Below are 24,881 nucleotides of genomic sequence, written 5' to 3'. Positions count from 1 at the left end.
CAATGGGCGATTGCCCACTAGAGTGGGCGCATGCCCACTTCATCGTCCGGGCGTCCACCGGATCCTCATCTTGCCAGGGGCGTCGCCGAATCGTTCGGCGTCGACGCACCGCGCTACGACCGGGCCAGACCTCGCTACCCCGACGCGCTGGTACGGCGGATCGTCGCCGCCAGTCCCGGATCCGAGGTGTTGAACGTCGGCTGCGGCACCGGCATCGAAGCCCGACAGTTCCAGCAGGCCGGCTGCACGGTGCTCGGGGTCGAACCCGACCCGCGAATGGCGGATTTCGCGCGGCGCGCCGGCACCGAGGTCGAAGTGGCGACATTCGAGAAGTGGCAGGCCGCCGGACGGACCTTCGACGCCGTCATCGCCGGAACGGCCTGGCACTGGGTCGACCCGGTCGCCGGGGCGACCAAAGCCGCCCGGGTCCTGCGCACCGGTGGTCTGCTGGCACCCTTCTGGCACGTGTTCCAGCTCCCGCCCCTCGTGGCGGAAGCCTTCACCGCCGCCTACCGGCGGGTGGTGCCCGACTCGCCGGTCACCTTCGAGCCGGACAAGCAAGGTGTCGACGCGTACCAGCCGCTGTTGACCAGAGCCGCCGACGGCATGCACGAGGTCGGCGGGTTCAGCACCCCCGAGCAGCTGCGCTTCGACTGGACGCAGCCGTACACCCGCGACGAGCTGTTCGATCTCATGCTGACCCAGGGCCTCCTCACCCGGCTGGCACCGGACGAACAGGCGGCGATGTTGGACGGCGTCGGACCCGCTGTCGACAAGGCCGGTGGCAGCGTGACGATGTCCGGCACGACCGTTGCCGTCGTCGCGGTGCGTACCCGCAGGGCCGCCGCAACAGCGGTCACGCCGGCAGAGTGAGCCGGGCGGTCGGTCGGGGTGCGGGCGGCCAGCAACGCGTTGGTGCCGCGCCAGACGGCCACCGCGTAGTCGGCCTCGGGCACCTGGCACAGCGGCCTGCCAGCGGGCGTGCTCAACCGCAGACCATGACGGCGGGTACGGCGTACGGCGAAACTCCAGCCGCCGCCGGCACCGGCCAACACGTACCTGGCGTCCGGGTGCGCCAACAGGGTTACGACGCCGTTGAGCATGTCTGCGGCGGCGAGATACACCATCGACAATCCGCGCGATCCGAGGTGGCGGGAACTGTAGGCCCCGCATCAACGGGTGCGTCGAACTGTACGGCGATCACACAACATGATCACGGTGTCCCGCCGTAGCTGACCCCACCGGCGTGCTCGCCAAGGACGAAGACCCGGTCGCCCTGCTCACCACACTCACCTCGATCGGCCGCTGCCGACGCGACGACAGGCCGGGTTCGGCCAGGACAAGCCAGCAACGTCATGCCCTTCCGATGCATGGCGGCGAGGACTGCCTGACCCCGGAGGGACCGGCGGTGGTCAACAAATCGGCTCGGTGACCGCGGTTGGAGTGGTAGGCACTCGGAGGGATACCAGAGCGATGACGTTCGAGGATTATGTGGTGGCGCGTGGTCCAGCGCTGGTTCGCCTGGCGCGGCTGCTCACCGGTGACTCCCATCGCGCAGAGGACCTGGTACAGGAAGCCCTCGGCCGAGCGTACGCCCGATGGCGGTCGATCAGCCGGATGGACCGGCCGGACATCTATGTACGGCGCATCCTGGTGAACGTCAACTCGTCCTGGTGGCGACGCCGGTCCAGTCACGAAACACCGGTGACGTCGGAGCTGATGACCGCCGCGCTCGACCACTCGGCTGCGTGCCGGGTAAGCGGCGACATGGGCACCGCTGCCGCGAATCGTGTTGCCGTTCCAACTCGGCAACCTGCCGGACGGCACCCGGATGGTCCGCGCATCGGTGGGCTTCATCGACGGCCGGTACGCCGACGGAGGGGTCGTGCTGGAACGGGAAGGGAACGATCGGATGGAGGTGCAAGCTCAGTACGCGCTGGTCCGGTCGGGTAATGCTCGGCAGGCCAATCACGTGGTCGGTGAACGGCAGGCATTCCTGTACCCGGGCCGAGACGAGATGGAGTTGCTCGGTCTGCCGAACCTGGATCTCAGCGCCCGCATCGGCAAGGGCAACTACCAGGGCTTCAGCATCCAGGATGCCGACCTGATCCTTGATTCGGTGCAGGTGGCAACCAACGTGGGCAACCTCTCGACCTGGCCGCAGACCCTGATGCGCTGACGCCATGCCCCCTAGTGTGTACGCAATGTAACCCCAGAGATCGGAGGTACAGGTGCATCTTGATGCCAGAGGTGCATCAAGATGCACCTCTGGCATCAGGTCGGCGGAGACACCCTGCTCCCGGAGCAACCCGAGCGGCCAGGTCGGCCCAGGTCAGCCGGAGCGACCGGAGCAACGGTTCAGTCTTCGCTTTATTCATCAGCTGATGTACTGTCGCGGTCGTGGAGACGCTAACCTACGGGCAGGTGCTGGCGCGCTTCGGGCACGCCCTGTCCGACCCGGTCCGAGCCCGGCTGCTGCTGGCACTGCGCGACGGCCCGGGCTATCCCGCCGAGCTGGCCGACCTGCTCGGCACCAGCCGGCAGAACCTCTCCAACCACCTGGCCTGCCTGCGTGGCTGCGGCCTGGTCGTGGCGGTGCCCGAAGGCCGGCGGTCCCGCTACGAGCTGGCCGACCCCCGGCTCGCCCACGCCCTGGGCGACCTGCTCGGCCTGGTGCTGACCGTCGACCCGGCGGCCTGCCCGACCGCTGACACCGACGGCTGCTGCTGATGTCCGCCCAGCTGCCGCTCATCCCGATCGGCCCAACCCGACCGTCCGAACAGAACCAGCTGACCGGGCATGCCGGCCCGACCCGGCCGTCCGCCGCCCGGCAGGCGACGCTCGCCCGGCGAATCCGATGGTTCGTCGCCGCCACCATCGCCTACAACGTGATCGAGGCGATCGTCGCGATCAGCGCCGGCACCGTCGCCTCCTCCACCGCGCTCATCGGGTTCGGCCTCGACTCGGTGGTCGAGGTGGCCTCCGCCGCCGCGGTCGCCTGGCAGTTCACCGGCGCCGACCACAAACGCCGCGAACGCCGGGAACGCGCCGCGCTGCGGGTCATCGCCGTATCGTTCTTCGCCCTCGCCGGCTACGTCGGTGTCGAATCGGTACGGGCACTACTGGGCGCACACCGCCCGGACCACTCCACGGTCGGGCTGGTCCTCGCCGCGCTCTCCCTGGCGGTCATGCCGGTGCTCTCCACCGCGCAGCGTCGCGCCGGCCGGGAGCTCGGCTCGGCGTCGGCTGTCGCCGACTCGAAACAGACCCTGCTCTGCACCTATCTGTCCGCCGTCCTGCTCGTCGGGCTGGCGGTCAACTCGCTGTTCGGCTGGTGGTGGGCCGACCCGGCAGCCGCCCTCGTCATCGCCGCCGTCGCCGTCAAGGAAGGCCGGGAGGCCTGGCGCGGCGACACCTGCTGCTGCACGTCCTAACGGAGGAACAGTGATCGCCGGCTTCGCTCTCGTCCTCTACCTGGCCGCACTCGCCATCGCGTTCGGCTGGCGTAGCGTCGTCCAATGGCGGCGCACCGGTGACACCGGGCTGCGCCTGGACGCGGGACGGCCCGGCTCGCTGCGCTGGTGGGCGAAGCTGATGTTCGTCGTGGCACTGCTGCTCGCGGCCGCCGGCTCGGTCGCCGCCCTGGCCGGGCTCCCGCCGCTGACTCCGCTCGACCAGACCTGGATCCGGCTGGCCGGGACGGCCCTGGCCGTCGCGGGTGCCGGGCTGACCCTCGCCGCCCAGCACCAGATGGGGGCGTCATGGCGGGTCGGGGTCGACCCGGGTGAACTGACCGCTCTGGTCACCCACGGCCTGTTCGGGATCGTCCGCAACCCGATCTTCACCGCGATGGCGGCCAGCGTCGTCGGCCTCGCCGCCATGGTGCCGAACGCTGTCAGCCTCACCGCGGCCGCTGTACTGATCGTCTCGGTCCAGGTCCAGGTGCGGGCCGTCGAGGAGCCCTATCTGGTCGGTGTGCACGGCGAGGCGTGGACCCGGTACGCGGCCCGGGTCGGCCGGTTCCTGCCCGGCGTCGGCGCCTGGCGACTGCACTCGGGCTGAGCGCACCGTCGGACCGCGGTCGACCGGGTGGCTACCATCGCCGGGTGAACGAGGCAGCCGATGAGCGCAGGGCCGACCAGGGCGACACGGGCGGGCCGGGTGAGCAGCGGCGCGGCACTCTGTCGGTGGTGCCGACGCCGATCGGCAACCCGCGCGACATCACGCTGCGGGCGCTGGACGTGCTGCGTACCGCCGGGTTGGTCGCCGCCGAGGACACCCGGCGGGCCAGGCGGCTGCTCGACGCGCACGACATCGACGTCCGGGTGGTCAGCTGTTACGACCACAACGAGCAGGCCCGTACTGCCGAGTTGATCTCCGTGCTGAACGCCGGCACCGACGTCGCGTTGATCTCCGACGCCGGTACGCCGTTGGTCAACGACCCCGGCTACCTGGTGGTCGGGGCGGCGCTGGCCGACGGGCTGCGGGTCGACCCGCTACCCGGGGCGAGCGCCGCGCTGAGCGCCCTGGTCGGCTCCGGGCTGCCGGCCAACCGATTCCTGTACGTCGGGTTCCTGCCCCGCAAGTCGGCGGCGCGGCGTACCGCGTTGACCGAGCTCGCCCCGTTGTCCGCCACGTTGATCTTCTTCGAAGCGCCGCACCGGGTGGTGGAGATGCTCGCCGACGTACGCGAGGTGCTCGGCGACCGGCCAGCCGCGCTGGTGCGCAACCTGACCAAGTCGCGCGAGGAGTGGCTGCGCGGCCCGCTGTCCCAGGTGCACGCCGACCTGGCCGGCCGCGACGAGGTCAAGGGCGAGATCACCGTGGTGGTGGAGGGCATCCGGCGGCGTGAGTCGACCAACGGCGGCGGGGTCGGGGCCGGCGGCCTCGACCCGGACCGAGTGATCGAGTTGTTGCTCGGTGCGGGGCTGGACACCCGGACGGTACGGTCGTTGACCGGTCAGTTGACCGGGCTGGCCCGCAACGAGGTCTACGACCGGGTGTCGGCGTTGCGCCCGCGCTGAAGGCACCTGCATAGATCTATTGACATGCTCGAAACACGTTGAGAACATTCGAGTACTGCGGGTGGGAGCGCTCCCACCCGCTGCTTTCGATGCACGACCGCTGACGCGGCGCGCCGGGCAGAGAGCCTCGCCCGCGCCGCACGACCATCGGAAGGACCCGGCGTGTCGATACTCTCCCGACGGCGGACCGTTCCGCTCGCCGTCACCGCAGTGACGGCGCTGACCGCCACCGCACTCACCGCCGCTGTTCCTGCACACGCGCAGGACGAGGCACCCGAACAGATTGTCAACGGCACCTTCGACGACGGCCACGCCCCCTGGTGGGGCACCCCCAACATCACCCTCGACTCCAGCAGCCAGCAGCTCTGCGCCGACATCCCAGGTGGCACCGTCAACCCGTGGGACGTCATCATCGGCCAGGACAACGTCCCGCTGGTCGCCGGTGAGACGTACGAATACAAGTTCTTCGCCACGGCCACCCCAAACAAGGTGATCCGGGCGCTGATCCAACTGCCGGTCGACCCGTGGACCCAGTTCATGGCGGCCAACCCCGAGGTCAGCGTCTCCGGCAACAATTACACGTACACGTTCACCGCACCGACCGACCTGCCCGACGCCCAGGTCGCCTTCCAGGTCGGCGGCAGCGCCGACCCGTGGCGGCTGTGCCTCGACGACGTGTCGCTGCGCGGCGGCGCCGAACCGGAGGAGTACGTGCCGGACACCGGACCCCGGGTGCGGGTCAACCAGGTCGGCTACCTGCCGAAGGGGCCGAAGAACGCCACCCTCGTCACCGACGCCACCGACCCGCTGCCGTGGAAACTGTACGACTCAGGCGGCAAGGTCGTCGTCAACGGCAAGACCAAGCCGCACGGGCTGGACGAGTCCTCCGGGCAGAATGTCCACTCGATCACGTTCAGCCGCTTCGTCCGGCCCGGCACTGGTTACACCCTGGTCGCCGACGGCGAAACCAGCTTCCCGTTCGAGATCGGCACCAGCTTCTACACGCAGCTGCGCGCCGATGCGCTGAAGTTCTACTACACCCAGCGCAGCGGCATCGAGATCTCCGACGAGCTGCGCCCCGGGTACGGCCGCCCGGCCGGGCACGTCGGCGTCGCACCCAACCAGGGTGACCTGGCGGTGCCGTGCCAGCCCGGCGTCTGTGACTACACCCTGGACGTCTCCGGCGGCTGGTACGACGCCGGCGACCACGGCAAGTACGTGGTCAACGGTGGCATCTCCGTCTACCAGCTGATGAACGAGTACGAGCGGGCCCTGCGGGTGCACCGGGGCAAGCCGTGGCTGCAGCGCGACGGCGTGCTCGACCTGCCGGAGAGCGGCAACAAGCTGCCGGACATCCTCGACGAGGTGCGCTGGCAGCAGGAATTCCTGCTCAAGATGCAGGTCCCGGCCGGGCAGCCGCTGGCCGGCATGGCCCACCACAAGATTCACGACGCGGCGTGGACCGGCCTGCCGCTGCTGCCGCACCTCGACTCCCAGCTGCGCGAGCTGCACCCGCCGTCGACCGCCGCCACGCTCAACCTGGCGGCCACCGCCGCCCAGGCGGCGCGGGTGTTCAAGCCGTACGACGAGGCCTTCGCCGGCCGCAACCTGGACGCGGCCCGCACCGCGTGGGCGGCGGCCAAGGCCAACCCGCAGATGTACGCCGACCCGGCCGACGCCATCGGCGGCGGCCCCTACGACGACACCGACGTCACCGACGAGTTCTACTGGGCGGCGGCCGAGCTGTACCTGACCACCGGGGAGCGCGAGTTCCGCGACTTCGTGCTCGCCTCGCCGCACCACACCGGTGACATCTTCCAGGAGGGCGCCTTCGGCTGGCAGTGGACCGCTCCGCTGGGCCGGATGGCGCTGGCCACGACCCCGAACAGCCTGCCGGGCTGGTGGCAGGTGCGGGCGTCGGTGATCGAGGCGGCCGACCGCTACCTGGCCACGCTCGATGCCCACCCGTACGGTATCCCGTACGCCCCGGTCGGCAACCTCTACGACTGGGGTTCGAACAGCGTCATCGTCAACAACGCGATCGTGATCGCCACCGCGTACGACCTGACCGGTAAGGAGAAGTACCGCGACGGGGTGCTGCAGACGATGGACTACATCTTCGGCCGCAACGCGCTGAACATCTCCTACGTCACCGGCTACGGCACGGTCTCGTCGCAGAACCAGCACTCCCGCTGGTACGCCCGCCAGCTCAACCCCGAGCTGCCGAACCCGCCGCGCGGCACGCTCGCCGGTGGTCCGAACTCGTCGATCCAGGACCCGGTGGCGCAGCGGCTGCTGACCGGCTGCGCGCCGCAGTTCTGCTACGTCGACGACATCGAGTCCTGGGCCACCAACGAGCTGACCATCAACTGGAACGCCCCGCTGTCCTGGATCGCGGCCTTCATCGCCGACCAGGGCCGCGGCTGACCGCCACCGCCCCGGCGCCGTACGGGTTGGCGCCGGGGCGGTGGCGGTCAGAACGTGTAGGTCCGGGCGACGGTCACCAGTTCGCTGGTGTGTGAACCGGCCACCCCGACCCCGGTCGGCCGGGGGGTGAAGCCGGGCAGGTCCGCCAGGCCGTCGCTGCCGTCGGCCACCCGCACCCGGACCGGGCCGGTGGCGGCGTTCGCGCCGTCGCCGGCCCGCAGCACCAGCACGACCTCCAGCCCCTGCGGCGGCGGGGCGTGGAACACCGTCCCGAAGCTCCAGCCGTCACCGGACGAGGTGCCGGTCGACTCGACCGGCACCTCCCGGCCGGCGACCGTCGCCGACACCACCTCGGGCCCGCCGGCCGCCACGTGCAGCCCCACCAGCCGGACCGGCCGCTGCTGCAGCAGGCGCAACCGCAGGGTCCGCCGCCCGTCGGCGGCCACCCCGCTGTCGTCGAGCAGGTCCAGCGCCGGCGCCGGCAGGTCCGCCGCCTCGGCCGGCCCGGTACCCAGTGGATGGTCGCCGATCAGCGGAAACTCGTCCGCCACCGACGCGGTCCGGTCGACGTACCCGGCGGTCCACGGCTGCGGTCGGGTTTCCCAGCTCAACCAGCGGGCCTCGCCGGTGTCGGTGTCCAACGCGTACATCAGCTGGGTCGGCACCGGATGGTCGGTGTCGAACCGGTCCACGGCGAGGCCGACCACGGCCAGCACCAGCGCGGCGAGCCCGGCGGCGACCGCCGGCACCGGACCGGCCCGACGGGCCCGGACGGCGGCGACGCCGCGCTGCCCGCCGGCCTGTGGCAGCAGCAGGTCCAGCACCGGCAGCCCGGCCAGCGCCAGCAGCGTCGCGACGAACGCGGCGGCCGCGGCCAGGCCCATGCCCAGCGCCGGGAAGAGCAGTACCACCGTCGGTGCCAGCAACAGCACGCCGACCGTCGCCCCGGCGGCCAGCGCCACCACCGGCCACGGGCCGGTGATCCGCAGCGACAGGGCGACCAGGCAGCCGGCCGTGCCGGCCAGGGCCGGCAGCGTCGCCAGGTAGGACCCACCGGGGGCGAGGGCGGCGAGCAGCAGACCGAGCAGGGCAAGCCAGGCCAGCCCGCCGACGGCCAGCGCCGCCGGACCGACCCGCCGGCGCAGCAGCGCGTACCAGGTGAGAATCACCGCCGCGGTCAGCGCCAGCACCGCCAGCCGGTACGGCACCGGCCGGTACGGGTCGAGCAGGTCGGCGTACTCCGGCCGAAGCCGGACCACGACGGTCCACAGCAGCTGCGCGGCGACCGGCGCGGCGACCAGCGGGATCGCCGCCAACCCGAACCCGGCGGCGAGCCTCGGCCAGTCGGCCCGGCCGCGTCGCCGGGTCGCCCAGGCCAGTACGCCGACCGCGACGGCGGCCAGCACCGCCAACGGCCAGGTGAGCGCGCCGGGGTAGCGGGCCAGCCCGAGCGGGGTGGGAAAGTAGGTGGCGTCGGAGTCGGCGGACAGCGCCGGGATGTCCGCCACGCCGAATCCGCGGGCCAGCCCGAGGGTGTTGTCGCCGTGGTGCTGCAGGCTGGCCAGGTCCATCGACGCGGGGGTGTCCTGCGGGGTGTGGTAGATGGCCGATCCGTCGATGTACGCCGAGTTCAGCCCGGCGAAGCCGGCGTCCAGGAACGGGGTGAAGTCGGTGTCGTTGGGCAGCAGCCGGTAGACCTCGACGGCGAACGACGTGCCGATCGGGTGCGGGGCGGCGCGGCCGAACACGTCGACCAGGGCGGCGTTGTCGCGGGACGTCTCGAAGGTGACCACCGGCCCGCCGCTGCCCCGCGCCTCCAGGTTGAGCACCACGGTGTCGTCGGCGTCGGCCAGCGGATGCCCGGCGACGAACGCCGCCGCCCCGCACAGGCATGCCTCCTCGGCGTCGGTGAACAGCAGCACGACGTCGTTGCGCGGCCGGTCACCTTCGGTGATGGCGCGGGCCACTTCCAGCAGGGTGCCGACGCCGGCGCCGTCGTCGTTTGCACCCGGACTGACCTGGACCGAGTCGTAGTGGGTGACCAGCACGATCCGTCCGGTCGGGTCGGTCCCCGGGATCTGGGCGACCACGTTGCGTACCCGGGCCAGGGTTGCGCCGCTGGCCGCGCCGCTGAGCTGCCCGGCCTCGGCGCCGATCGCGTCCTGCGTCTGCGGGGCCAGCCCCAGCCCGGTCAGCGTGTCGACCAGGTAGTCGCGGACCTCGTCGTTGGCGGCGCTGCCGGTCGGGTGGGGCCGCTGGGCGATCCGTTCGATGTGCCGGTGGGCCCGGTCGGCGCTGAACTCGGTGGCCGGCGCGTCGACGCCGCGCGGCGCGGGTGGGCGCAGGTCGACCAGCGCGGCGGCGGCCACCAGGCCGAGGGCGGCCAGCGCGGCGAGCGCGGCGGCCGGCCGGCGTCGGGGCCGGGCGAACGCCCGGTGGGCGGCGGCGAGAGGTACGCCCATGGTGCTCTCCTGCGCTGGGTGGGTAAGGGTGGCTACATCCTGCCCAATCTGGGCCGGGCGGGTCACCGGGCATCGGCCGGGTGGCCTAGTTTGTGCAAGTGCTTGCTGTTGTGTGCCTTGTTCGGCTGGGAGACGATCAGCGGGTCATCGAAAAGGAGCTCACCATCGACACTCACCTGGCGCGGCGGCGGACCGGCAGCAGGCCGACATGACCGGTTCGTCACTCGTTCCGCCCCGTTCCGATCCTCGGTCCGAGCCGGGCCCGCCGGTGGCTGTCGCATCGACGGAGCGGCTGCGGGTGCTGCTGGTCGAGGACGACGAGGGCGACGCGTTCCTGGTCGGCGAGTTGCTGGCGGAGGCGCAGGCGGCGGTTGACCTGGTGGTGGCGAACAGCCTGAACCAGGCCCGGGAGCGGATTGCCGGGGTCGACTGCGTCCTGCTCGATCTGGGGCTGCCGGACGCGCAGGGGCTGGACGGTCTGCGCCGGGTGCTCGGCGTGGCCGGCCGGGCGGCGGTCTGCGTGCTCACCGGCCGTCAGGATGAGCACCTCGGCATCGGCGCGGTCGGCGAAGGCGCCCAGGACTACCTGGTCAAGGGTCAGGTCGACGGGGTACTTCTGAGCCGGGCACTGCGGTACGCCGTGGAGCGTAAGCGGGCCGACGAAAACGCCCGCCGGCTGCGTGAGGTCGAGCTGCGGCAGGCCGAGTCGGCCCGGCTGGAGCGCGGTCTGCTGCCGCAGCCGCTGATGGACACCGACGAGGTGTCGGTGCACACCTTCTACCGGCCGGGTCGGCACGCCGCGCTGATCGGCGGGGACTTCTTCGACGTGGTGCAGACCACCCCGGAGCGGATCGACCTGATCGTCGGCGATGTCTGCGGGCACGGCGCCGACGAGGCCGCGCTCGGCGTCGAGCTGCGGGTCGCCTGGCGGGCGCTGGTGCTCGCCGGGGTGGCCGACGACGCGGTGCTGCCGGCGCTGGAGCAGGTGCTGATGAGCGAGCGCCGGCTGCGGGAGATCTTCGCGACGGTGGCCGCCGTCCGGCTGGACCTGGTTGCGAACCGAGCAACTGTACGGTTGGCGGGACATCCGCCGCCGCTGCTGTTCCGCCACGGTCAGGTCGCGCCGGTACCCGCCCCGGGCGGTCTGCTGCTCGGCGTCCACCCCCGCCCGCCCCGCGCCTTCGATGTGGAGTTCGACGCCGATGAGTGGTCCCTGTTGATGTACACCGACGGTCTGATCGAGGGGCGGCTCGGTGACTCCGACGAACGGCTGGACGTGGCCGGGCTGCAGCGGTTGATGGCCGAGCCGGCGGCCCGGGACGTCCCGCTGCCGGCGCTGCCCGGCTGGCTGGTCGGCCGAGCCGAGGAGATCAACGGCGGCCCGCTCGCCGACGACGTGGCGATGCTGCTGGTCAGCCGGGGCGGTGGCCGGTGACCGCTGCTGCGGCTCAGGCCGGGATGTCCCCGGCCAGCCGGCTGACGCTACGCACCCGGGTGACGCTGCTCTGTGTCGTGGTGGGCGGACTGCTGGCGGCCCTGGCCGGCGGCGCGGCGCTGGTCGCCCGGGCCAACCAGGATCACATCGACACCATGCTCACCAAGATCGGCCCGCTGCGGACCGACGCGGAGAGCCTGTTGACCGTGCTGGTCGACCAGGAGACCGGGGTACGTGGCTACGCGGTGTCCGGTGATCCGGCCGATCTCGCACCGTACCGGCAGGGGGCGGCGCAGGAACGGCAGCTGATCGACCACATGCTGAGTCTGATCGCCGAGGACGATCCGCTGCGCGGCCAGATCGAGGCCATCGCCGACCAGGCACGGCAGTGGCGTGACCTGGTCGCCGAGCCGGCGATCGCTGCGGTCGAGTCCGACGGGACCGACGCCGGGCAGGCGCTGCTCGGCGACGCCGCCCGGGAACGGTTCGACGAGCTACGGGCCGACGTCGACCAACTGCAGGCGGACATCCTGACGGTCCGGGACCGGGTCGCGGCGAACGCCCGGAGCACCAGTCGGACCCTGGCCGGCTTGCTGGCCGTGGCGGCGGCGGTGGTGGTCCTGGCCGGGGTGGTCCTGCTGATGTCGCTGAACCGCCTGGTGATCGGCCCGGTCACCGGTCTCGCCGCGCAGGTGCGGCAGGTGGCCAACGGCGAGTACCACCGGGACATCGCCAACATCGGTCCACCGGAGCTGGCCGCGCTGGCCAGCGACGTGGACGGCATGCGACGCAAGATCGCCGCCGATCTGGCCGAGGTGCGGCAGGCCCGGGAGCAGGTCGAGCAGGTGAACGGCCAGCTGCAGAAGCAGGCCGAGGAGCTGGTCCGGTCCAACCGTGACCTGGAGCAGTTCGCCTACGTGGCGTCGCACGACCTGCAGGAGCCGTTGCGCAAGGTGGCCAGCTTCTGCCAGTTGCTGCAGCGCCGGTACGCCGGTCAGTTGGACGCCCGCGCTGACCAGTACATCGCGTTCGCGGTCGACGGCGCGCAACGCATGCAGCGGCTGATCAACGATCTGCTGGCGTTCTCCCGGATCGGCCGGGTGACCTCCGGTTTCACCGACGTCGACCTGAACAAGGTGATGACCGAGGTGGCCGGTCAGACGGAGGCGAGCCGGGAGTACGCCGACGGCGAGCTGACCTGGTCGCAGCTGCCGGTGATCTCCGGCGAAGAGCCGCTGCTGACGAACCTGCTGGTCAACCTGGTGAGCAACGCGTTCAAGTTCCGTCAGCCGCAGGTACCGCCCCGGGTGGAGATCTCCGCCCGTGAGCTGGCCGGCGAGTGGGAGATCACCTGCCGGGACAACGGCATCGGGATCGAGCCCGAGTTCGCCGACAAGATTTTCGTGATCTTCCAGCGGCTGCACTCCAAGGACGCCTACCCGGGCACCGGGATCGGGCTGGCGATCGGCAAGAAGATCGTCGAGTACCACGGCGGCCGAATCTGGGTGGACACCCAGGTCGACCAGGGTACGGCGATTCGTTTTACGCTTCCGGTGACCGCCCGCCCGGACCCGGTGTCCGCCGCGTCGGCCGACGGCGGCAACGAGAAGGAGGCGAGCGTGTGATGACCGAACCGGACGGCAAGAGCCCGATAGAGGTGCTGCTGGTCGAGGACGATCCGGGTGACGTGCTGATGACCCAGGAGGCGTTCGAGGAGCACAAGGTCCGTAACCGGCTGACCGTCGTCTCGGATGGTGCGGAGGCCCTGGCCTATCTGCGTAGGGAGGGCAAGCACGCCGACGCGGTGCTGCCCGACCTGATCCTGCTCGACCTGAATCTGCCCCGACGGGACGGCCGTGAGGTCCTCGAGGAGATAAAGAAGGACGAGGAGCTGTGCCGGATCCCGGTGGTGGTGCTCACCACCTCGCAGGCCGACGAGGACATCCTGCGTTCCTACCAGCTGCACGCGAACGCGTACGTGACAAAGCCGGTGGACTTCGAGCGGTTCATCGCGGTGATTCGGCAGATCGACGAGTTCTTCGTCAGCGTGGTGAAGCTGCCCCCGCGCGGCTGACACATGATCGACGAGGTGGGTGAGCTGCTGCGGGAGGCGGCGGCGCGGGCGGTGCTGCCCTGGTTCAACCGGCTGTCCGCCGAGCACATCGCCGAGAAGGCCCCAGGTGATCTGGTCACCGTGGCCGACCAGCAGGCCGAGGAGTTCATCGCGGCCGGGCTGCGTCGGCTGGCGCCGGGTTCGGTGGTGGTCGGTGAGGAGGCGGTCGCCGTCGATCCGCGGCTGCTGCGTCGGCTGGGTGACGCCGGCCGGGTCTGGCTGGTCGACCCGATCGACGGTACGGCGAACTACGCGGCCGGTCGTCGGCCGTTCGTGATGATGGTGGCTCTGCTCGCCGGGGGTGAGCCGGTGGCGAGCTGGATTCTCGATCCGGTGGCCGGGTCGCTGGTGTCCGCCGAGCGTGGGTCCGGTTGCTGGGTGGACGGGGTGCGGCTGGCACCGCCGTCGACCATGCCGCCGGTGGGCCGGCTGCGTGGGGCGGTGCCGCTGGAGTATCTGCCGGTGCCCGTGCGGGCCGCTGTGGAGGCCGGCGGTGACCGGGTGGGTGCGGTGCTACCGGGGCAGCGCTGCGCCGGTCGGGAGCACTGGGACATCGCCGCCGGGGAGCAGGACTTCGCGGTGTTCTGGCGGACCCTGCCGTGGGATCACGTGCCGGGCACGTTGCTGGTGCGGGAGACCGGTGGGGTGGCGATGCGGCTGGATGGCAGCCCGTACGACTTCACCGACGACCGGTCGGGGCTGCTGGTGGCCCGGACCGACGCGGCCTGGCAGGAGGTACGGGCGGCGCTGCTGCCGGCCGGGTGATCAGCTGCCCCTGGTTGGATGCTCCGGGGCGGTCGGCTGGTCCGGGTCAGCCGGCTGCCAGTCGACGGCGAGGCTCTCCCGGGCGCCGGCGCGTTCCAGATGCTCGCCGACGAGGTACTCCACTCGGGCGAGCCCGATATCGTCGTCGCTGTCGGCGTGCAGCCGGAGACTTTCGTCGGCGGCGTCGATTCGGCAGGTGCCGAAGCCGAAGTCGATCAGCCCCTGGTCGGCGGTCCATTTGACCGGTACGGCCGTCGCGAAGTGTTCGCACAGCCGGGTCAGGTGGCGCCGCGACCGTGGGGTCCGGACGTGAGCCTCGGAACGTGGCACCAGAATCCTCACAGAAACTGTGGATAAGGTTAGGCTAGCTTAATTCATTGCACCCTGCGGCACCGCCGGGATGACTGTGCGACACGCCAACCGTCACGATCCGTGATCGTGCTGATTTTGCGTGATGAGTTCATTGCTGGCGGTAATAGTTGAGACTCGACTGCGCTCCATCTGCATGATGTGGTAATGCACTCGACGCGCCGGTGTCCCAGTGGTGACGGTGAAATCCGGTAAGCTGTGCCCGGTTTACGGACCGCGACCCGACAAAGTGATCCAGGAGGACGCGACTGTGGTCGGCACGACGGAATTCCGACGGCGCTCTGGTGTGGCGACGTCACTCGTTGCGCTGGTCACCGCGATCGCGCTGGTGATCGGCGCGCCGGTCGCCTCGGCCGCGCCCGACGCGCCGGACGAAGGCGACAACAAGAGCCTGCGCGAGGTCCTGGAAGCCGCTTCCAAGGGGCACATCGAGGCGAAGGCCAAGCTGGACAACTCCAAGAAACGCCAGAAGGAGCTGACCGCCCAGTACGACGCCGTACAGGAGCGGCTCGTCTCGCTCACCGACGAGGTCGGGCTGATGGCGGCCGAGTCCTACCGGGTGGGGCGACTGACCTCGGTCACCATGTTGCTGAACAGCGCCTCCCCGGCCGACATGCTGGACCGCGCCGCCGGGCTGGAGGTGATGGCCCAGCGGGAGGGCCGCAACCTGCGGGCCCTCACCGAAGCTCACGAGCAGGCAGCCCGGGCCAAGGCCGCGATCGACAACGAGGTACGGGAGCAGGAAAAGCAGGTCGCCATCATGGCCCGCAAGAAGCAGGACGCCGAGCGCGCCCTGGCGGCCGTCGGCGGCCAGTCCAGCGGCGGATTCGTCAGCACCACCTCGGCCGCCGCCAAACCCGCGCCCCGCAACTCCGACGGCTCCTGGCCCTCCGAGTCCTGCAACGTCGACGACCCGACCACCTCCGGCTGCATCACCCCGCGCACCCTGCACGCCTTGAACCAGGCGAAGTCCGCCGGTTTCACCCGGTACGTCTCCTGCTTCCGCAACGGTGGCAGCGGCGAGCACCCCAAGGGCCGGGCCTGCGACTTCTCCGCCGAAACCGGCGGCTTCCAGAACCGCGCCGCCACCGGTGGCAACCGCACGTACGGCAACAATCTCGCCAGCTACTACATCAACAACGCCGACCGGCTCGGTGTGCTCTACGTCATCTGGTACCGGCAGATCTGGATGCCCGGCACCGGTTGGCGGTCGTACAACGGCGGCGGCAGCCCGGCCGGCGACCACACCAACCACGTGCATCTGTCGATGCTCTGAACCAACCACGCACATCTGTCGATGCTCTGAAGCACCCGCCCTGCATCCCGCTCGACCGCCCGTCGGGCGGCGGGCGGGGTGCGTACCATCACAGCGATGGACTCGCCACCACCGGCCACGCCGCTGCGGCCCGGCCTGGCCGCCGCGCTGGTCTTCGTCTCCAGCGGCGCTGTACTGGTGCTGGAGATCGTCGCGCTGCGGCTGGTCGGGCCGTACATCGGGGTGACTCTGCAGACCAACAGCGCGGTGATCGGCGTCGCGCTGGCCGCGATCGCCTACGGCACCTGGATCGGTGGCCGGATCGCCGACCGGCGCGACCCCCGCCCGCTGCTGCCGGCCGCGCTGGTCCTCGCCGGGATCACCACCGCGATTACCCTCCCGCTGGTGCGGTACGCCGGTGAACTGCTGCGCGGCAGCGCCGTGGTGGGCATCCTGCTGCTCACCATGGTGGCCATCGTGCTGCCGGCCGCGCTGCTGTCGGCGGTCACCCCACTGGTGATCAAACTGCAGCTCGGCGACCTGAACCGCACCGGCGAGGTGGTCGGCAAGCTGTCCAGCATCGGTACGCTCGGCGCGATCACCGCCACCCTCGGCACCGGCTTCTTCCTGGTCGCCACGCTACCCAGCAGCGTGATCATGATGGCGCTGGCGCTGCTGCTCGGCGGCAGCGGTATCGCCCTCGGGGTGTATCTGCACCGCACCCGGCCACCCACCGCCACCGCCACCGCCACCACCGCCACCGGCGGCGGCGCGGACGGCGGCGCAGCGCCCGGCGGCCGGGCCGGCACCGCCACGCGGTCCGCCGTCGCCGTGATCGGGCTGCTCGCCGTAGGCCTCGCCGTTGCCGCACCCGACCCGTGCGATGTGGAGACCGAGTACCACTGCGCCACCGTGCAGGCCGACCCGGACCGCGGCTCCGGCCGGCTGCTGCTGCTCAACTCGGCCCGCCACTCGTACGTGGACCTCGACGACCCCACCCACCTGGAGTTCCCCTACACCAGATGGATCGGTGCCGCCCTCGACGTGACCGCCCCGCCCGGGGAACCGCTCGACGCGCTGCACCTCGGCGGCGGTGGCTTCACCATGCCCCGGTACCTCAGCGCCACCCGGCCGGGCACCCGCAACACCGTCTACGAGATCGACGGTGGACTGGTCGACCTGGGCGTGCGGGAGCTCGACGTACAGCCGGGTCCCGACCTGGCCGTGGTGGTCGGCGACGCCCGGATCCTGGTCACCGACCTGCCCACGGACAGCGTCGACGTGGTCGTCGGGGACGCGTTCGGGCACCTGGTCGTGCCCTGGCACCTGGCCACCCGGGAGATGGCCGCCGAGATTCGCCGGGTGATCCGACCGGGCGGCAGCTACCTGCAGAACGTGATCGACTACCCGCCGCTGCGGTTCATCCAGGCCGAGGTGGCCACCGTCGCGGCCGAGTTCCCCGAGGTGGCGCTGATCACCCGGCCGGGGGCGCCGACCCGGCTCAGCGGGAGCAACTTCGTCATCCTCGCCGCCGACCGGCCGCTGCCGTTGGACGAGGTACGGGCCCGGTTGACCGCTTCGGTCGGCGCCGAGTTCGATCTGCTCGCCGGGGACGAGCTGACCGATTTCGTGGCCGGCGCGCAGCCGCTCACCGACGACTATGCCCCGGTCGACCAGCTGCTCGTCGCCCCCTGACGCGTTTCCGCAGGTGTAGGTCGGGCCAGATCGGGCAACTCGGGAGTCATGGGTGGGGTGGCGAGCGACTGCGGGCAACTGCTCGGTGACCGGTACCGGCTGATCGAACGGCTCGGCACCGGCGGGACCTCGGTGGTCTGGCGCGGCTACGACGAGATCCTCGACCGGCAGGTCGCGATCAAGGTCCTCGCCCCGCAGTACGCCCCGGACCAGGTGTTCCGCCACCGGATCCGGGTGGAGGCGCAGGCCGCCGCCCGACTGTGCCACCCGCACATCACCAACGTCTACGACTACGGCGAAGCCGTCCGGGACGAAGCCACCCTGCCGTACGTGGTGATGGAACTGGTCGACGGCGAGTCGCTGGCGACCCGGCTGCGCCGGGAACACATCCTGTCCTGGCGGGACGCGGTGGTGGCCTGCGCCGAGGTCGCCTCGGCGCTGGCCGCCGCGCACGCCACCGGCGTCGTCCACCGCGACGTCACCCCGGCCAACGTCATGCTGACCAGCACCGGAGCAAAGGTCGTCGACTTCGGCATCTCCGCGTTGGCCGGCGAGAGCGACGTCGGCCCGGACGGCAACCTGCTCGGCACCCCGGCATACCTGGCGCCGGAGCGCCTCAACAGCGGCCAGGTCTCCCCGGCCACCGACGTGTACGCCGTCGGCCTGCTGCTCTACCGCTCACTCACCGGCCGGCTGCCCTGGCAGGCCGCGAGCGTGACCCAGATGCTGCGGGCACACCTGCACACCGTGCCCGACCCGATGCCGCCGGTCGCCGGACTGCCGGCGGAGGTGGTCGACCTCACCCTGCGGTGCCTGGCCAAATGTCCGGCGGACCGGCCGACCAGCGAGGAGGTGGCGAAGACGTTGGCGGCAGCCGTCGGGGTCGCCGCCGGGCTGTCGCCGTCGATGGTGACGCCGCTGCCGAACCGGCCGGGCTCCGCCACCGGCGGCGCCACCGACGGCGGCCCGTCACCCGTCGGCGTCGACGTCACCTGCGGGCTGGAGGTCACCGGGCTGGATCTGCCGGTCGCGACCGGCATCGGCCGGCGGCGCCGGCTGCGGACCTCGTGGGTGCAGCGCCGGGCGGAAGCCGTGGTGATCGGGGTCGGCCTGATGATGCTCACCGCCCTGGTCTGGGCCGGAGCCGGTGCCACGCCCGCCACCGACCGATTCCGCGAGGCGGTGGCCGCGCCGCCGGACTTCGGGCTCGCCGCCCAGTCCTCGGCGCCCTGCCGGGTCGAATACACGGTGCGCGGCGACTCCGGGCGGGAGTTCGTCGCTGCGGCCACCGTCACCAACACCGGGTCCGCCGAGCTGACCGACTGGTCGCTGCGCTTCACCTTCCCCGGCACCCAGCGGCTCACCGCGGTGCGGGGCGGACAGTGGGAGCAGCAGGGCGACGACGTACGGCTGCGGCCCGCGGCCCACGCCGCCACCCTGGCCCCGGGGGCGACCACGCAGCTCCAGCTGGCCGGTGACTACGACGGGGTCAACACGCTGCCGCTGGAATTCCACCTCGACGAGCTGATCTGCGACGTGTCTGTCGCGGCGGTCGCCGGACAGGCGGCGGGCACGACGACCGAGCTGCTGGAAACGGCGACCGGTCAGCCCGCCACCGACCCGTCCCCGGCCCGGTCGGCCACCGGTGGGCGGTAGGGATCGGGTGACGGGGTACGGGTTCAGGTGGCGGCGGCGAACCGCTGCACCTGTTCGGTGGTGCCGGAGACGATCAGCAGAGCACCTTCGCGCAGTTCGGTCTCCCGGTCGGCGTAGGTGAACCGTTCCCCCGGCAGCTTCACTCCGATCACCGTAACCCCGTACCGCGACCGCAGGTCGGTCTCGCCGAGCCGCCGGCCCGCCGTACCGCTCGGCAGCCGGGTCTCGGCGATCGAGAAGCCGTCGTCGAACTCGATGAAGTCAAGCATCTTGCTGGTGATCAGGTGCGCCACCCGGTCGCCCATCGCGGCCTCCGGGTAGATGACGTGCCGGGCGCCGACGGAACGCAGGATCTTGCCGTGCTTGCCGGAGACCGCCTTGGCCCACACCTCGGTGACGCCGATCTCGGCGAGGCTGAGCACGGTCAACACGCTGGCCTCGACATCCGAGCCGATGCCGACCACCACCCGCTGGAAGTCCCGCAGACCCAGCTGACGCAGTGCCTCGGTATCGGTCGAGTCGGCCTGCACCACGTACGCCAGGCGGTCCGCCCACTGCTGGACCACCGCCGGGCTGCAGTCGACGCCGAGCACGTCGAGACCCATGCGCAGCATCGAGTCGGCGACCTGGCCGCCGAACCGGCCGAGCCCGATGATGACTACGGTCCTGGTGGACCTGGTGCCGGTGCGGTCAGCCAACGATGGGTCGCTCCTCTGGATAGTGGAACCGTCTCCGCTGGGTGTTCAACGCGATCGCCGAACCCAACGTGACGCTGCCGATCCGGCCGACGAACATCAGCACGACGAGCAGCACCTGGGCGGGATCGGACAGGTCACCGGTGATCCCGGTGGACAGCCCGGTCGTGCCGAACGCCGACGTCGCCTCGTACAACGCCTGTTCCCCGCCGATGTCGTCGGTCACGCTGATCAGCGCCAAGGTGCCGGCTCCGACCAGCGCCACCCCGATCAGCGCGACGGTCAGCGCCTGGCGTTGGCTGGCCGCGGCGATTCGGCGCCGGCCGATCACCACGTCGTGCTCGCCGCGCAGTTCGGACCAGATGACGAAGGCGAGCAAAAAGAAGGTGGTCACCTTGATGCCGCCGGCGGTGCTGGCGCTGCCACCGCCGATGAACATCATCCCGATGGAGACCGCCGTCGTCTCCGGGTTGAACTCTCCCGGGTCGACCGTGTTGAACCCGCCGGACCGGGTCATCACGTCCTGGAACAGCGCGGCCAGCAGCTTCTCCGGCAGGTCGAGCGGGCCCAGGGTACGCGGGTTGGCCCACTCGAAGGTGAGCATGCTGGCGAAGCCGGTGCCGATCAGCGCCAGCGTGCCCCATACGGTCAGCCGGGTGTGCACCGACCAGCGCCGCGGCCGGCTGCGCTCGCGGGCCAGCTCGAACAGGGCCGGGAAGCCGAGCCCGCCGACCACCACGCCGACGATCAGCGGCAGGCAAATCCACCAGTCGCCGACGAACTGGACCAGCCCGTCGGAGTAGAGGACGAAGCCGCCGTTGTTGAACGCCTGGACGGCGTGGAACAGCCCGTACCACAGGGCCCGGGGCGGCGGGTAGTCGTAGTGCAGCCACAGCCGGGCGGCCAGGACCAGAGCGATCGCCGTTTCGGCACCGAGCATCGTCGCCGCGATCCGCAGCAGCACCCGCCGGATGTCGGACAACGCGAGGCTGTTGGTCTCCGCCTGCGCGGTGAGCCGGCTGCGCAGCCCCAGCCGGCGCGACACCAGCAGGCCGAGCAGGGTGGCCAGCGACATGATCCCGAAGCCGCCGAGCTGGGTGAGCGCGGTGATCAGCACCAGGCCGAGCGGCGTCCAGTAGGCCGGGGTGTCGGTGACGGCCAGCCCGGTCACGCAGACCGCAGAGGTGGCGGTGAACAGGGCCGTGACGAAGGGCGCCGCGTCGGGTCCCTGGCGGCTGGCCGGCACCATCATCAGTACGGTGCCCACGGCGATCGCCCCGAGGAACGCGATCGGCACGATCCGGGCGGGGTCTCGCAGCGGCCGGCGCATCAATGCTGTCATACCATCGCAAAACCGAAGAACACCACATATTTATTGACATTCATGTGATGGTCGACCGGTCACCGCCCGCCCGTCGCCCACCGGTCTCCCGCCCGTCGCCCACCGGTCTCCCGCCCGTCGCCTCGGGCGTCCTCACTGCCGCCCGACCGTGCCCGGGGAACCCCTGTGCGGAGACGACGTTGTCGCGTACCCTGCCGATCATGCTGCTCGCCGGCACCCTGTTGGCCACCATGGCGATCCCCACCGCCACCACCACCGACCCGGCAACCCGCGGCAAGCCGCAGGCCGAGTCGAAACCACTGGTCATCGCGCACCGAGGGGCCAGCGGCTACCGGCCGGAGCACACCCTGGAGGCGTACCGGCTGGCGATCCGTCAAGGCGCCGACTACATCGAGCCCGACCTGGTGTCGACCGCCGACGGGGTGCTGGTCGCCCGGCACGAGAACGAGATCTCCGGCGCCACCGACGTCGCCGATCGCGCCGAGTTCGCCGACCGGCGGGCCACCAAGACCATCGACGGGCGATCCGTCACCGGCTGGTTCACCGAGGACTTCACCCTGGCCGAGCTGCGTACCCTGCGGGCCGTGGAGCGACTGCCGCAGGTCCGGCCGACCAACACGGCGTTCGACGGTGAGTTCGCGGTGCCGACCCTGCAGGAGGTCATCGACCTGGCCCGGTCGGAGAGCCGGCGGCTGGGCCGGACCATCGGCATCTACCCGGAGACCAAGCACCCCACCTACTTCCAGTCGATCGGGCTGCCGCTGGAGGAGCCGCTGGTCGACACGCTGCGACGCAACAAGCTGACCCGGCGAACCGACACGGTGTTCATCCAGTCCTTCGAGACCGCCAACCTGCGCAAGCTGAGCCGGATGACCGACGTACGGCTGGTGCAGTTGCTCGGCGGCAGCGGCCGGCCGTACGACTTCGTCGTGGCCGGTGACCCGCGCGGCTACGCCGACCTGGCCACCCCGGACGGGCTCGCCTGGATCAGCCGGTACGCCGACGCCATCGGGCCGACCAAGGATCTGATCGTGCCGCGCGACGCCGACGGCGCGCTGCTGGCCCCGACCTCGCTGATCCGCGACGCCCACCGGGCCCGGCTGGCGGTGCACGCCTGGACGTTCCGGGCGGAGAACCAGTTCCTGCCGACCGACCATCGCATCGGTGCCGACCCGGCCGCCCGGGGCGACATCACCGCAGAGTACGAGCTGTTCTACGGACTCGGGTTGGACGGACTGTTCGCCGACCATCCGGACACCGCCGTGGCGGTCCGTGCCGCCACCCGCTGAGCCCGGCCCGGGGCCGCCGGTCGGTCGGTTCCGCCAGTCCTTGTACGGTCCAACCATGACCGTTACGCCGGACCGGGCCGAGTTGCGCGACCGCGCCGAGCAGACGCTGCACCGGCTGGCCGGGCCGGGCGCGACGTTGCGCGACGACCAGTGGCGGGCCATCGAGGCGCTGGTCGTGGACCGGCGGCGGGTGCTCTGCGTACAGCGCACCGGGTGGGGCAAGTCGGCGGTCTACTTCATCGCCACCGCGCTGCTGCGCGCCGGCACCGGCGCGGTCGGCACCGGCGCGGTCGGCACCGGCCCGGCCACCCCGGCCGGGTCGGTGCCGACCGCGCCGGCCGGGCCGACGGTGATCGTCTCGCCGCTGCTGGCCCTGATGCGCAACCAGGTGGCCGCCGCGGAACGGGCCGGCATCCAGGCCCGCACGATCAACTCCGCCAACCTCGACGAATGGGACACCGTCAGCGCGGAGATCCGGGCCGGCACGGTCGACGTACTGCTGATCAGCCCGGAGCGGCTGAACAACCCGGACTTCCGGGACAACGTGCTGCCCAGCCTGGCCGCCACCACCGGCCTGCTGGTCATCGACGAGGCGCACTGCGTGTCGGACTGGGGGCACGACTTCCGCCCCGACTACCGGCGGATCCGGACCTTCCTGCGCGAGCTGCGCCCCGGGACGCCGGTGCTGGCCACCACCGCGACCGCAAACGCCCGGGTTACCGACGACGTCGCCGAACAGCTCGGCGACACCAGCGCCACCAGCGAGGGCGGGGCCGGCAGGCTCGGCGACACGCTGGTGCTGCGCGGTCCGCTGGACCGCCGGTCGCTGCGGCTGGCCGTGCTCGACCTGCCCGGCACCGCGCACCGGCTCGGCTGGCTCGCCGACCACCTCGACACGCTGCCCGGCTCCGGCATCGTCTACACGCTCACTGTCGCGGCCGCCGCCGAGACCGCCGAGTTCCTGCGCTCCCGGGGCTACGCCGTCGCCGCGTACAGCGGTCAGTCCGACGACGCGCAACGCCGCGCCGCCGAACAGGACCTGCTGGACAACAAGATCAAAGCCCTGGTGGCGACGTCCGCGCTCGGCATGGGCTTCGACAAGCCGGACCTCGGTTTCGTGGTGCACCTCGGCGCGCCGCCGTCGCCGATCGCCTACTACCAGCAGGTGGGCCGGGCCGGCCGAGCCCTGGACGGCGACCGGTACGCCGACGTGGTGCTGCTGCCCGGCCCCGAGGACCAGGCGATCTGGCGGTACTTCGCGTCACTGGCCTTCCCCCGGGAGGAACAGGTGCGCTCGGTGCTCGCCGCCCTCGAAAACGCCGGTCGTCCGCTCTCCACCCAGGCTCTGGAGCCGATCGTCGATCTGCGGCGCACCCGGCTCGAACTGATGCTCAAGGTGCTCGACGTGGACGGCGCGGTGCGCCGAGTGCGCGGCGGCTGGGTCGCCACCGGCGAGCCGTGGCACTACGACACCGCCCGGCTGCACCGGGTGGCCCAGGCGCGCACCGCCGAACAGCAGATCATGCAGGAGTACGCGGTACCGGCCGACACTGCCCCGCCGGCTGGCCGACCCGGCTGCCGGATGGAGTTTCTCCGCCACTGCCTGGACGACCCGCAGGCCCAGCCGTGCGGGCGCTGCGACCGCTGCGCCGGCGGGTGGCTGCCGTCCGAGGTGAGCCCGGACGCGCTGCGCGCCGCCGAGACCTTTCTCGGCCGCGCCGGAGTGGAGATCCCCCCGAAGAAGCTCTGGCCGACCGGGCTGGAGGCGGTCGGCGTACCGCTGCGCGGCAAGCTCGGCTCCGACGAGCAGGCACTGCCCGGCCGGGCCGTCGGGCGGCTGTCCGACCTGGGCTGGGGTAGCCGGCTGCGGGACCTGCTCGCCGCTGGCCGGCCGGACACCGCGCTGCCGGCCGACGTCGCCGGTGCGGTGATCGACGTGCTGCGCGAGTGGGCGCGCGGCGCCCAGCCCTGGCCGGCCCGACCGGTCGGGGTGGTGGCGGTCGCCTCCCGGACCCGCCCGGAGCTGGTGGCCAGCACCGCCCGCCGGATCGCCGAGGTCGGTCGGCTGCCGCTGCTCGGCTCGGTCGAGCCGGCCTGGGCCGAGCCGCCGTCGGCTCAGGGCCGGGGCAACAGCGCCCAACGGGTCCGTACCGTGCACGACGCGTTCGCCGCACCGCCGGAGCTGGCCGCAGCGCTGTCCGGGCTGACCGGCCCGGTGCTGCTGGTCGACGACCTGGTCGACACCGGTTGGACGTTGACCGCCGTGGCCCGGCTGCTGCGGCGCTCCGGTGCCCCGGCGGTGCTGCCGTTCGCCCTCGCCACCACGAACTGACCCGGTCCGAGCGAGACGGGGT

21 protein-coding genes and 1 pseudogene are annotated in these 24,881 nt (G+C 71.6%); 18 read left to right on the top strand and 4 right to left on the bottom strand.

The window, feature by feature from the left end; genetic code table 11:
* Positions 1–30: 30 nt before the first annotated feature.
* The 9 genes and pseudogenes from ACFHWU_RS04930 to ACFHWU_RS04890 all read left to right on the top strand — a co-directional run bounded on the left by ACFHWU_RS04930 (position 31) and on the right by ACFHWU_RS04890 (position 7,451).
* Entirely contained in the window at positions 31–873 is an 843-nt protein-coding gene (locus ACFHWU_RS04930; protein ID WP_416551198.1) for a class I SAM-dependent methyltransferase, read from the top strand.
* A gap of 373 nt (positions 874–1,246) precedes the next feature.
* Positions 1,247–1,432 (top strand): hypothetical protein, encoded by a 186-nt coding sequence (locus ACFHWU_RS04925; protein ID WP_416551199.1) that lies wholly within the window; start codon positions 1,247–1,249, stop codon positions 1,430–1,432.
* A 41-nt stretch (positions 1,433–1,473) separates the two neighbouring features.
* Positions 1,474–1,677 (top strand): annotated as a pseudogene (locus ACFHWU_RS04920) (sigma factor); the annotation flags it as partial.
* A 112-nt stretch (positions 1,678–1,789) separates the two neighbouring features.
* Positions 1,790–2,179 carry a hypothetical protein gene (locus ACFHWU_RS04915; RefSeq protein WP_416567864.1) on the top strand — a complete coding sequence of 130 codons (390 nt, stop codon included), beginning with the start codon at positions 1,790–1,792 and terminating at the stop codon, positions 2,177–2,179.
* A gap of 221 nt (positions 2,180–2,400) precedes the next feature.
* On the top strand, positions 2,401–2,730 hold the full coding sequence (locus ACFHWU_RS04910; RefSeq protein WP_278173557.1) for an ArsR/SmtB family transcription factor: 330 nt from the start codon (positions 2,401–2,403) through the stop codon (positions 2,728–2,730).
* Positions 2,730–3,434 (top strand): cation transporter, encoded by a 705-nt coding sequence (locus ACFHWU_RS04905; RefSeq protein WP_416551201.1) that lies wholly within the window; start codon positions 2,730–2,732, stop codon positions 3,432–3,434. The genes ACFHWU_RS04910 and ACFHWU_RS04905 overlap by 1 nt, the downstream gene beginning before the upstream one ends.
* 13 nt (positions 3,435–3,447) lie before the next feature.
* Positions 3,448–4,062 carry a methyltransferase family protein gene (locus tag ACFHWU_RS04900; protein WP_416567863.1) on the top strand — a complete coding sequence of 205 codons (615 nt, stop codon included), beginning with the start codon at positions 3,448–3,450 and terminating at the stop codon, positions 4,060–4,062.
* Positions 4,063–4,106: 44 nt separating this feature from the next.
* Positions 4,107–5,024: a 16S rRNA (cytidine(1402)-2'-O)-methyltransferase gene (rsmI, locus tag ACFHWU_RS04895; RefSeq protein WP_416567831.1), complete on the top strand. Its 918-nt coding sequence runs from the start codon at positions 4,107–4,109 to the stop codon at positions 5,022–5,024.
* A gap of 162 nt (positions 5,025–5,186) precedes the next feature.
* Positions 5,187–7,451: a glycoside hydrolase family 9 protein gene (locus tag ACFHWU_RS04890; protein WP_416551205.1), complete on the top strand. Its 2,265-nt coding sequence runs from the start codon at positions 5,187–5,189 to the stop codon at positions 7,449–7,451.
* A gap of 47 nt (positions 7,452–7,498) precedes the next feature.
* Here the strand turns inward: ACFHWU_RS04890 and ACFHWU_RS04885 are convergent, their stop codons facing one another.
* Positions 7,499–9,913, bottom strand: coding sequence for a M28 family peptidase (locus ACFHWU_RS04885; RefSeq protein ID WP_416589898.1), 2,415 nt, complete (start codon positions 9,911–9,913; stop codon positions 7,499–7,501).
* 208 nt (positions 9,914–10,121) lie between these two features.
* Here ACFHWU_RS04885 and ACFHWU_RS04880 point away from each other — a divergent pair, with 208 nt between their 5' ends.
* The 4 genes from ACFHWU_RS04880 to ACFHWU_RS04865 are packed head-to-tail and all read left to right on the top strand — an operon-like array spanning position 10,122 to position 14,226.
* On the top strand, positions 10,122–11,348 hold the full coding sequence (locus ACFHWU_RS04880) for a PP2C family protein-serine/threonine phosphatase (protein ID WP_416589897.1): 1,227 nt from the start codon (positions 10,122–10,124) through the stop codon (positions 11,346–11,348).
* Positions 11,349–11,371: 23 nt separating this feature from the next.
* Positions 11,372–12,973 (top strand): sensor histidine kinase, encoded by a 1,602-nt coding sequence (locus tag ACFHWU_RS04875; RefSeq protein WP_416589945.1) that lies wholly within the window; start codon positions 11,372–11,374, stop codon positions 12,971–12,973.
* Positions 12,973–13,422, top strand: coding sequence for a response regulator (locus ACFHWU_RS04870; RefSeq protein WP_416551208.1), 450 nt, complete (start codon positions 12,973–12,975; stop codon positions 13,420–13,422). Before ACFHWU_RS04875 ends, ACFHWU_RS04870 begins: the two co-directional genes overlap by 1 nt.
* Positions 13,423–13,425: 3 nt before the next feature.
* The gene (locus ACFHWU_RS04865) at positions 13,426–14,226 is read left to right on the top strand and encodes an inositol monophosphatase family protein (protein ID WP_416589896.1); all 801 of its coding nucleotides are present in this window, start codon (positions 13,426–13,428) and stop codon (positions 14,224–14,226) included.
* Here the strand turns inward: ACFHWU_RS04865 and ACFHWU_RS04860 are convergent, their stop codons facing one another.
* Positions 14,227–14,556 (bottom strand): DUF2218 domain-containing protein, encoded by a 330-nt coding sequence (locus tag ACFHWU_RS04860; protein WP_416551210.1) that lies wholly within the window; start codon positions 14,554–14,556, stop codon positions 14,227–14,229. It lies immediately after the preceding gene.
* A gap of 325 nt (positions 14,557–14,881) precedes the next feature.
* On the opposite strand from ACFHWU_RS04860, the gene ACFHWU_RS04855 reads away from it, so the two are divergent.
* From ACFHWU_RS04855 to ACFHWU_RS04845, 3 genes are all read left to right on the top strand, one after another.
* Positions 14,882–15,871 (top strand): coiled-coil domain-containing protein, encoded by a 990-nt coding sequence (locus tag ACFHWU_RS04855; RefSeq protein WP_416551211.1) that lies wholly within the window; start codon positions 14,882–14,884, stop codon positions 15,869–15,871.
* 96 nt (positions 15,872–15,967) lie between these two features.
* Positions 15,968–17,545, top strand: coding sequence for a fused MFS/spermidine synthase (locus ACFHWU_RS04850; RefSeq protein ID WP_416589895.1), 1,578 nt, complete (start codon positions 15,968–15,970; stop codon positions 17,543–17,545).
* A gap of 48 nt (positions 17,546–17,593) precedes the next feature.
* Entirely contained in the window at positions 17,594–19,201 is a 1,608-nt protein-coding gene (locus ACFHWU_RS04845; protein ID WP_416589894.1) for a protein kinase domain-containing protein, read from the top strand.
* Positions 19,202–19,224: 23 nt separating this feature from the next.
* On the opposite strand, the gene ACFHWU_RS04840 is transcribed toward ACFHWU_RS04845, so the two are convergent.
* The gene (locus tag ACFHWU_RS04840; RefSeq protein ID WP_416589893.1) at positions 19,225–19,899 is read right to left on the bottom strand and encodes a potassium channel family protein; all 675 of its coding nucleotides are present in this window, start codon (positions 19,897–19,899) and stop codon (positions 19,225–19,227) included.
* Positions 19,892–21,226, bottom strand: coding sequence for a TrkH family potassium uptake protein (locus tag ACFHWU_RS04835; protein WP_416551215.1), 1,335 nt, complete (start codon positions 21,224–21,226; stop codon positions 19,892–19,894). The genes ACFHWU_RS04840 and ACFHWU_RS04835 overlap by 8 nt, the downstream gene beginning before the upstream one ends.
* Positions 21,227–21,417: 191 nt before the next feature.
* Between ACFHWU_RS04835 and ACFHWU_RS04830 the strand changes: the two genes are divergently transcribed.
* Positions 21,418–22,527: a glycerophosphodiester phosphodiesterase gene (locus ACFHWU_RS04830; RefSeq protein WP_416551216.1), complete on the top strand. Its 1,110-nt coding sequence runs from the start codon at positions 21,418–21,420 to the stop codon at positions 22,525–22,527.
* Between the two features lie 55 nt (positions 22,528–22,582).
* Positions 22,583–24,859, top strand: coding sequence for a DEAD/DEAH box helicase (locus ACFHWU_RS04825; RefSeq protein ID WP_416589892.1), 2,277 nt, complete (start codon positions 22,583–22,585; stop codon positions 24,857–24,859).
* Positions 24,860–24,881: the final 22 nt, after the last annotated feature.

The organism is Micromonospora sp. LOL_015 (assembly GCF_048060275.1).
Taxonomy (GTDB): domain Bacteria; phylum Actinomycetota; class Actinomycetes; order Mycobacteriales; family Micromonosporaceae; genus Micromonospora_E.
The sequence above is the reverse complement of the archived record's forward strand: the minus strand, read 5'-3'. Positions and strand labels throughout refer to the sequence as shown.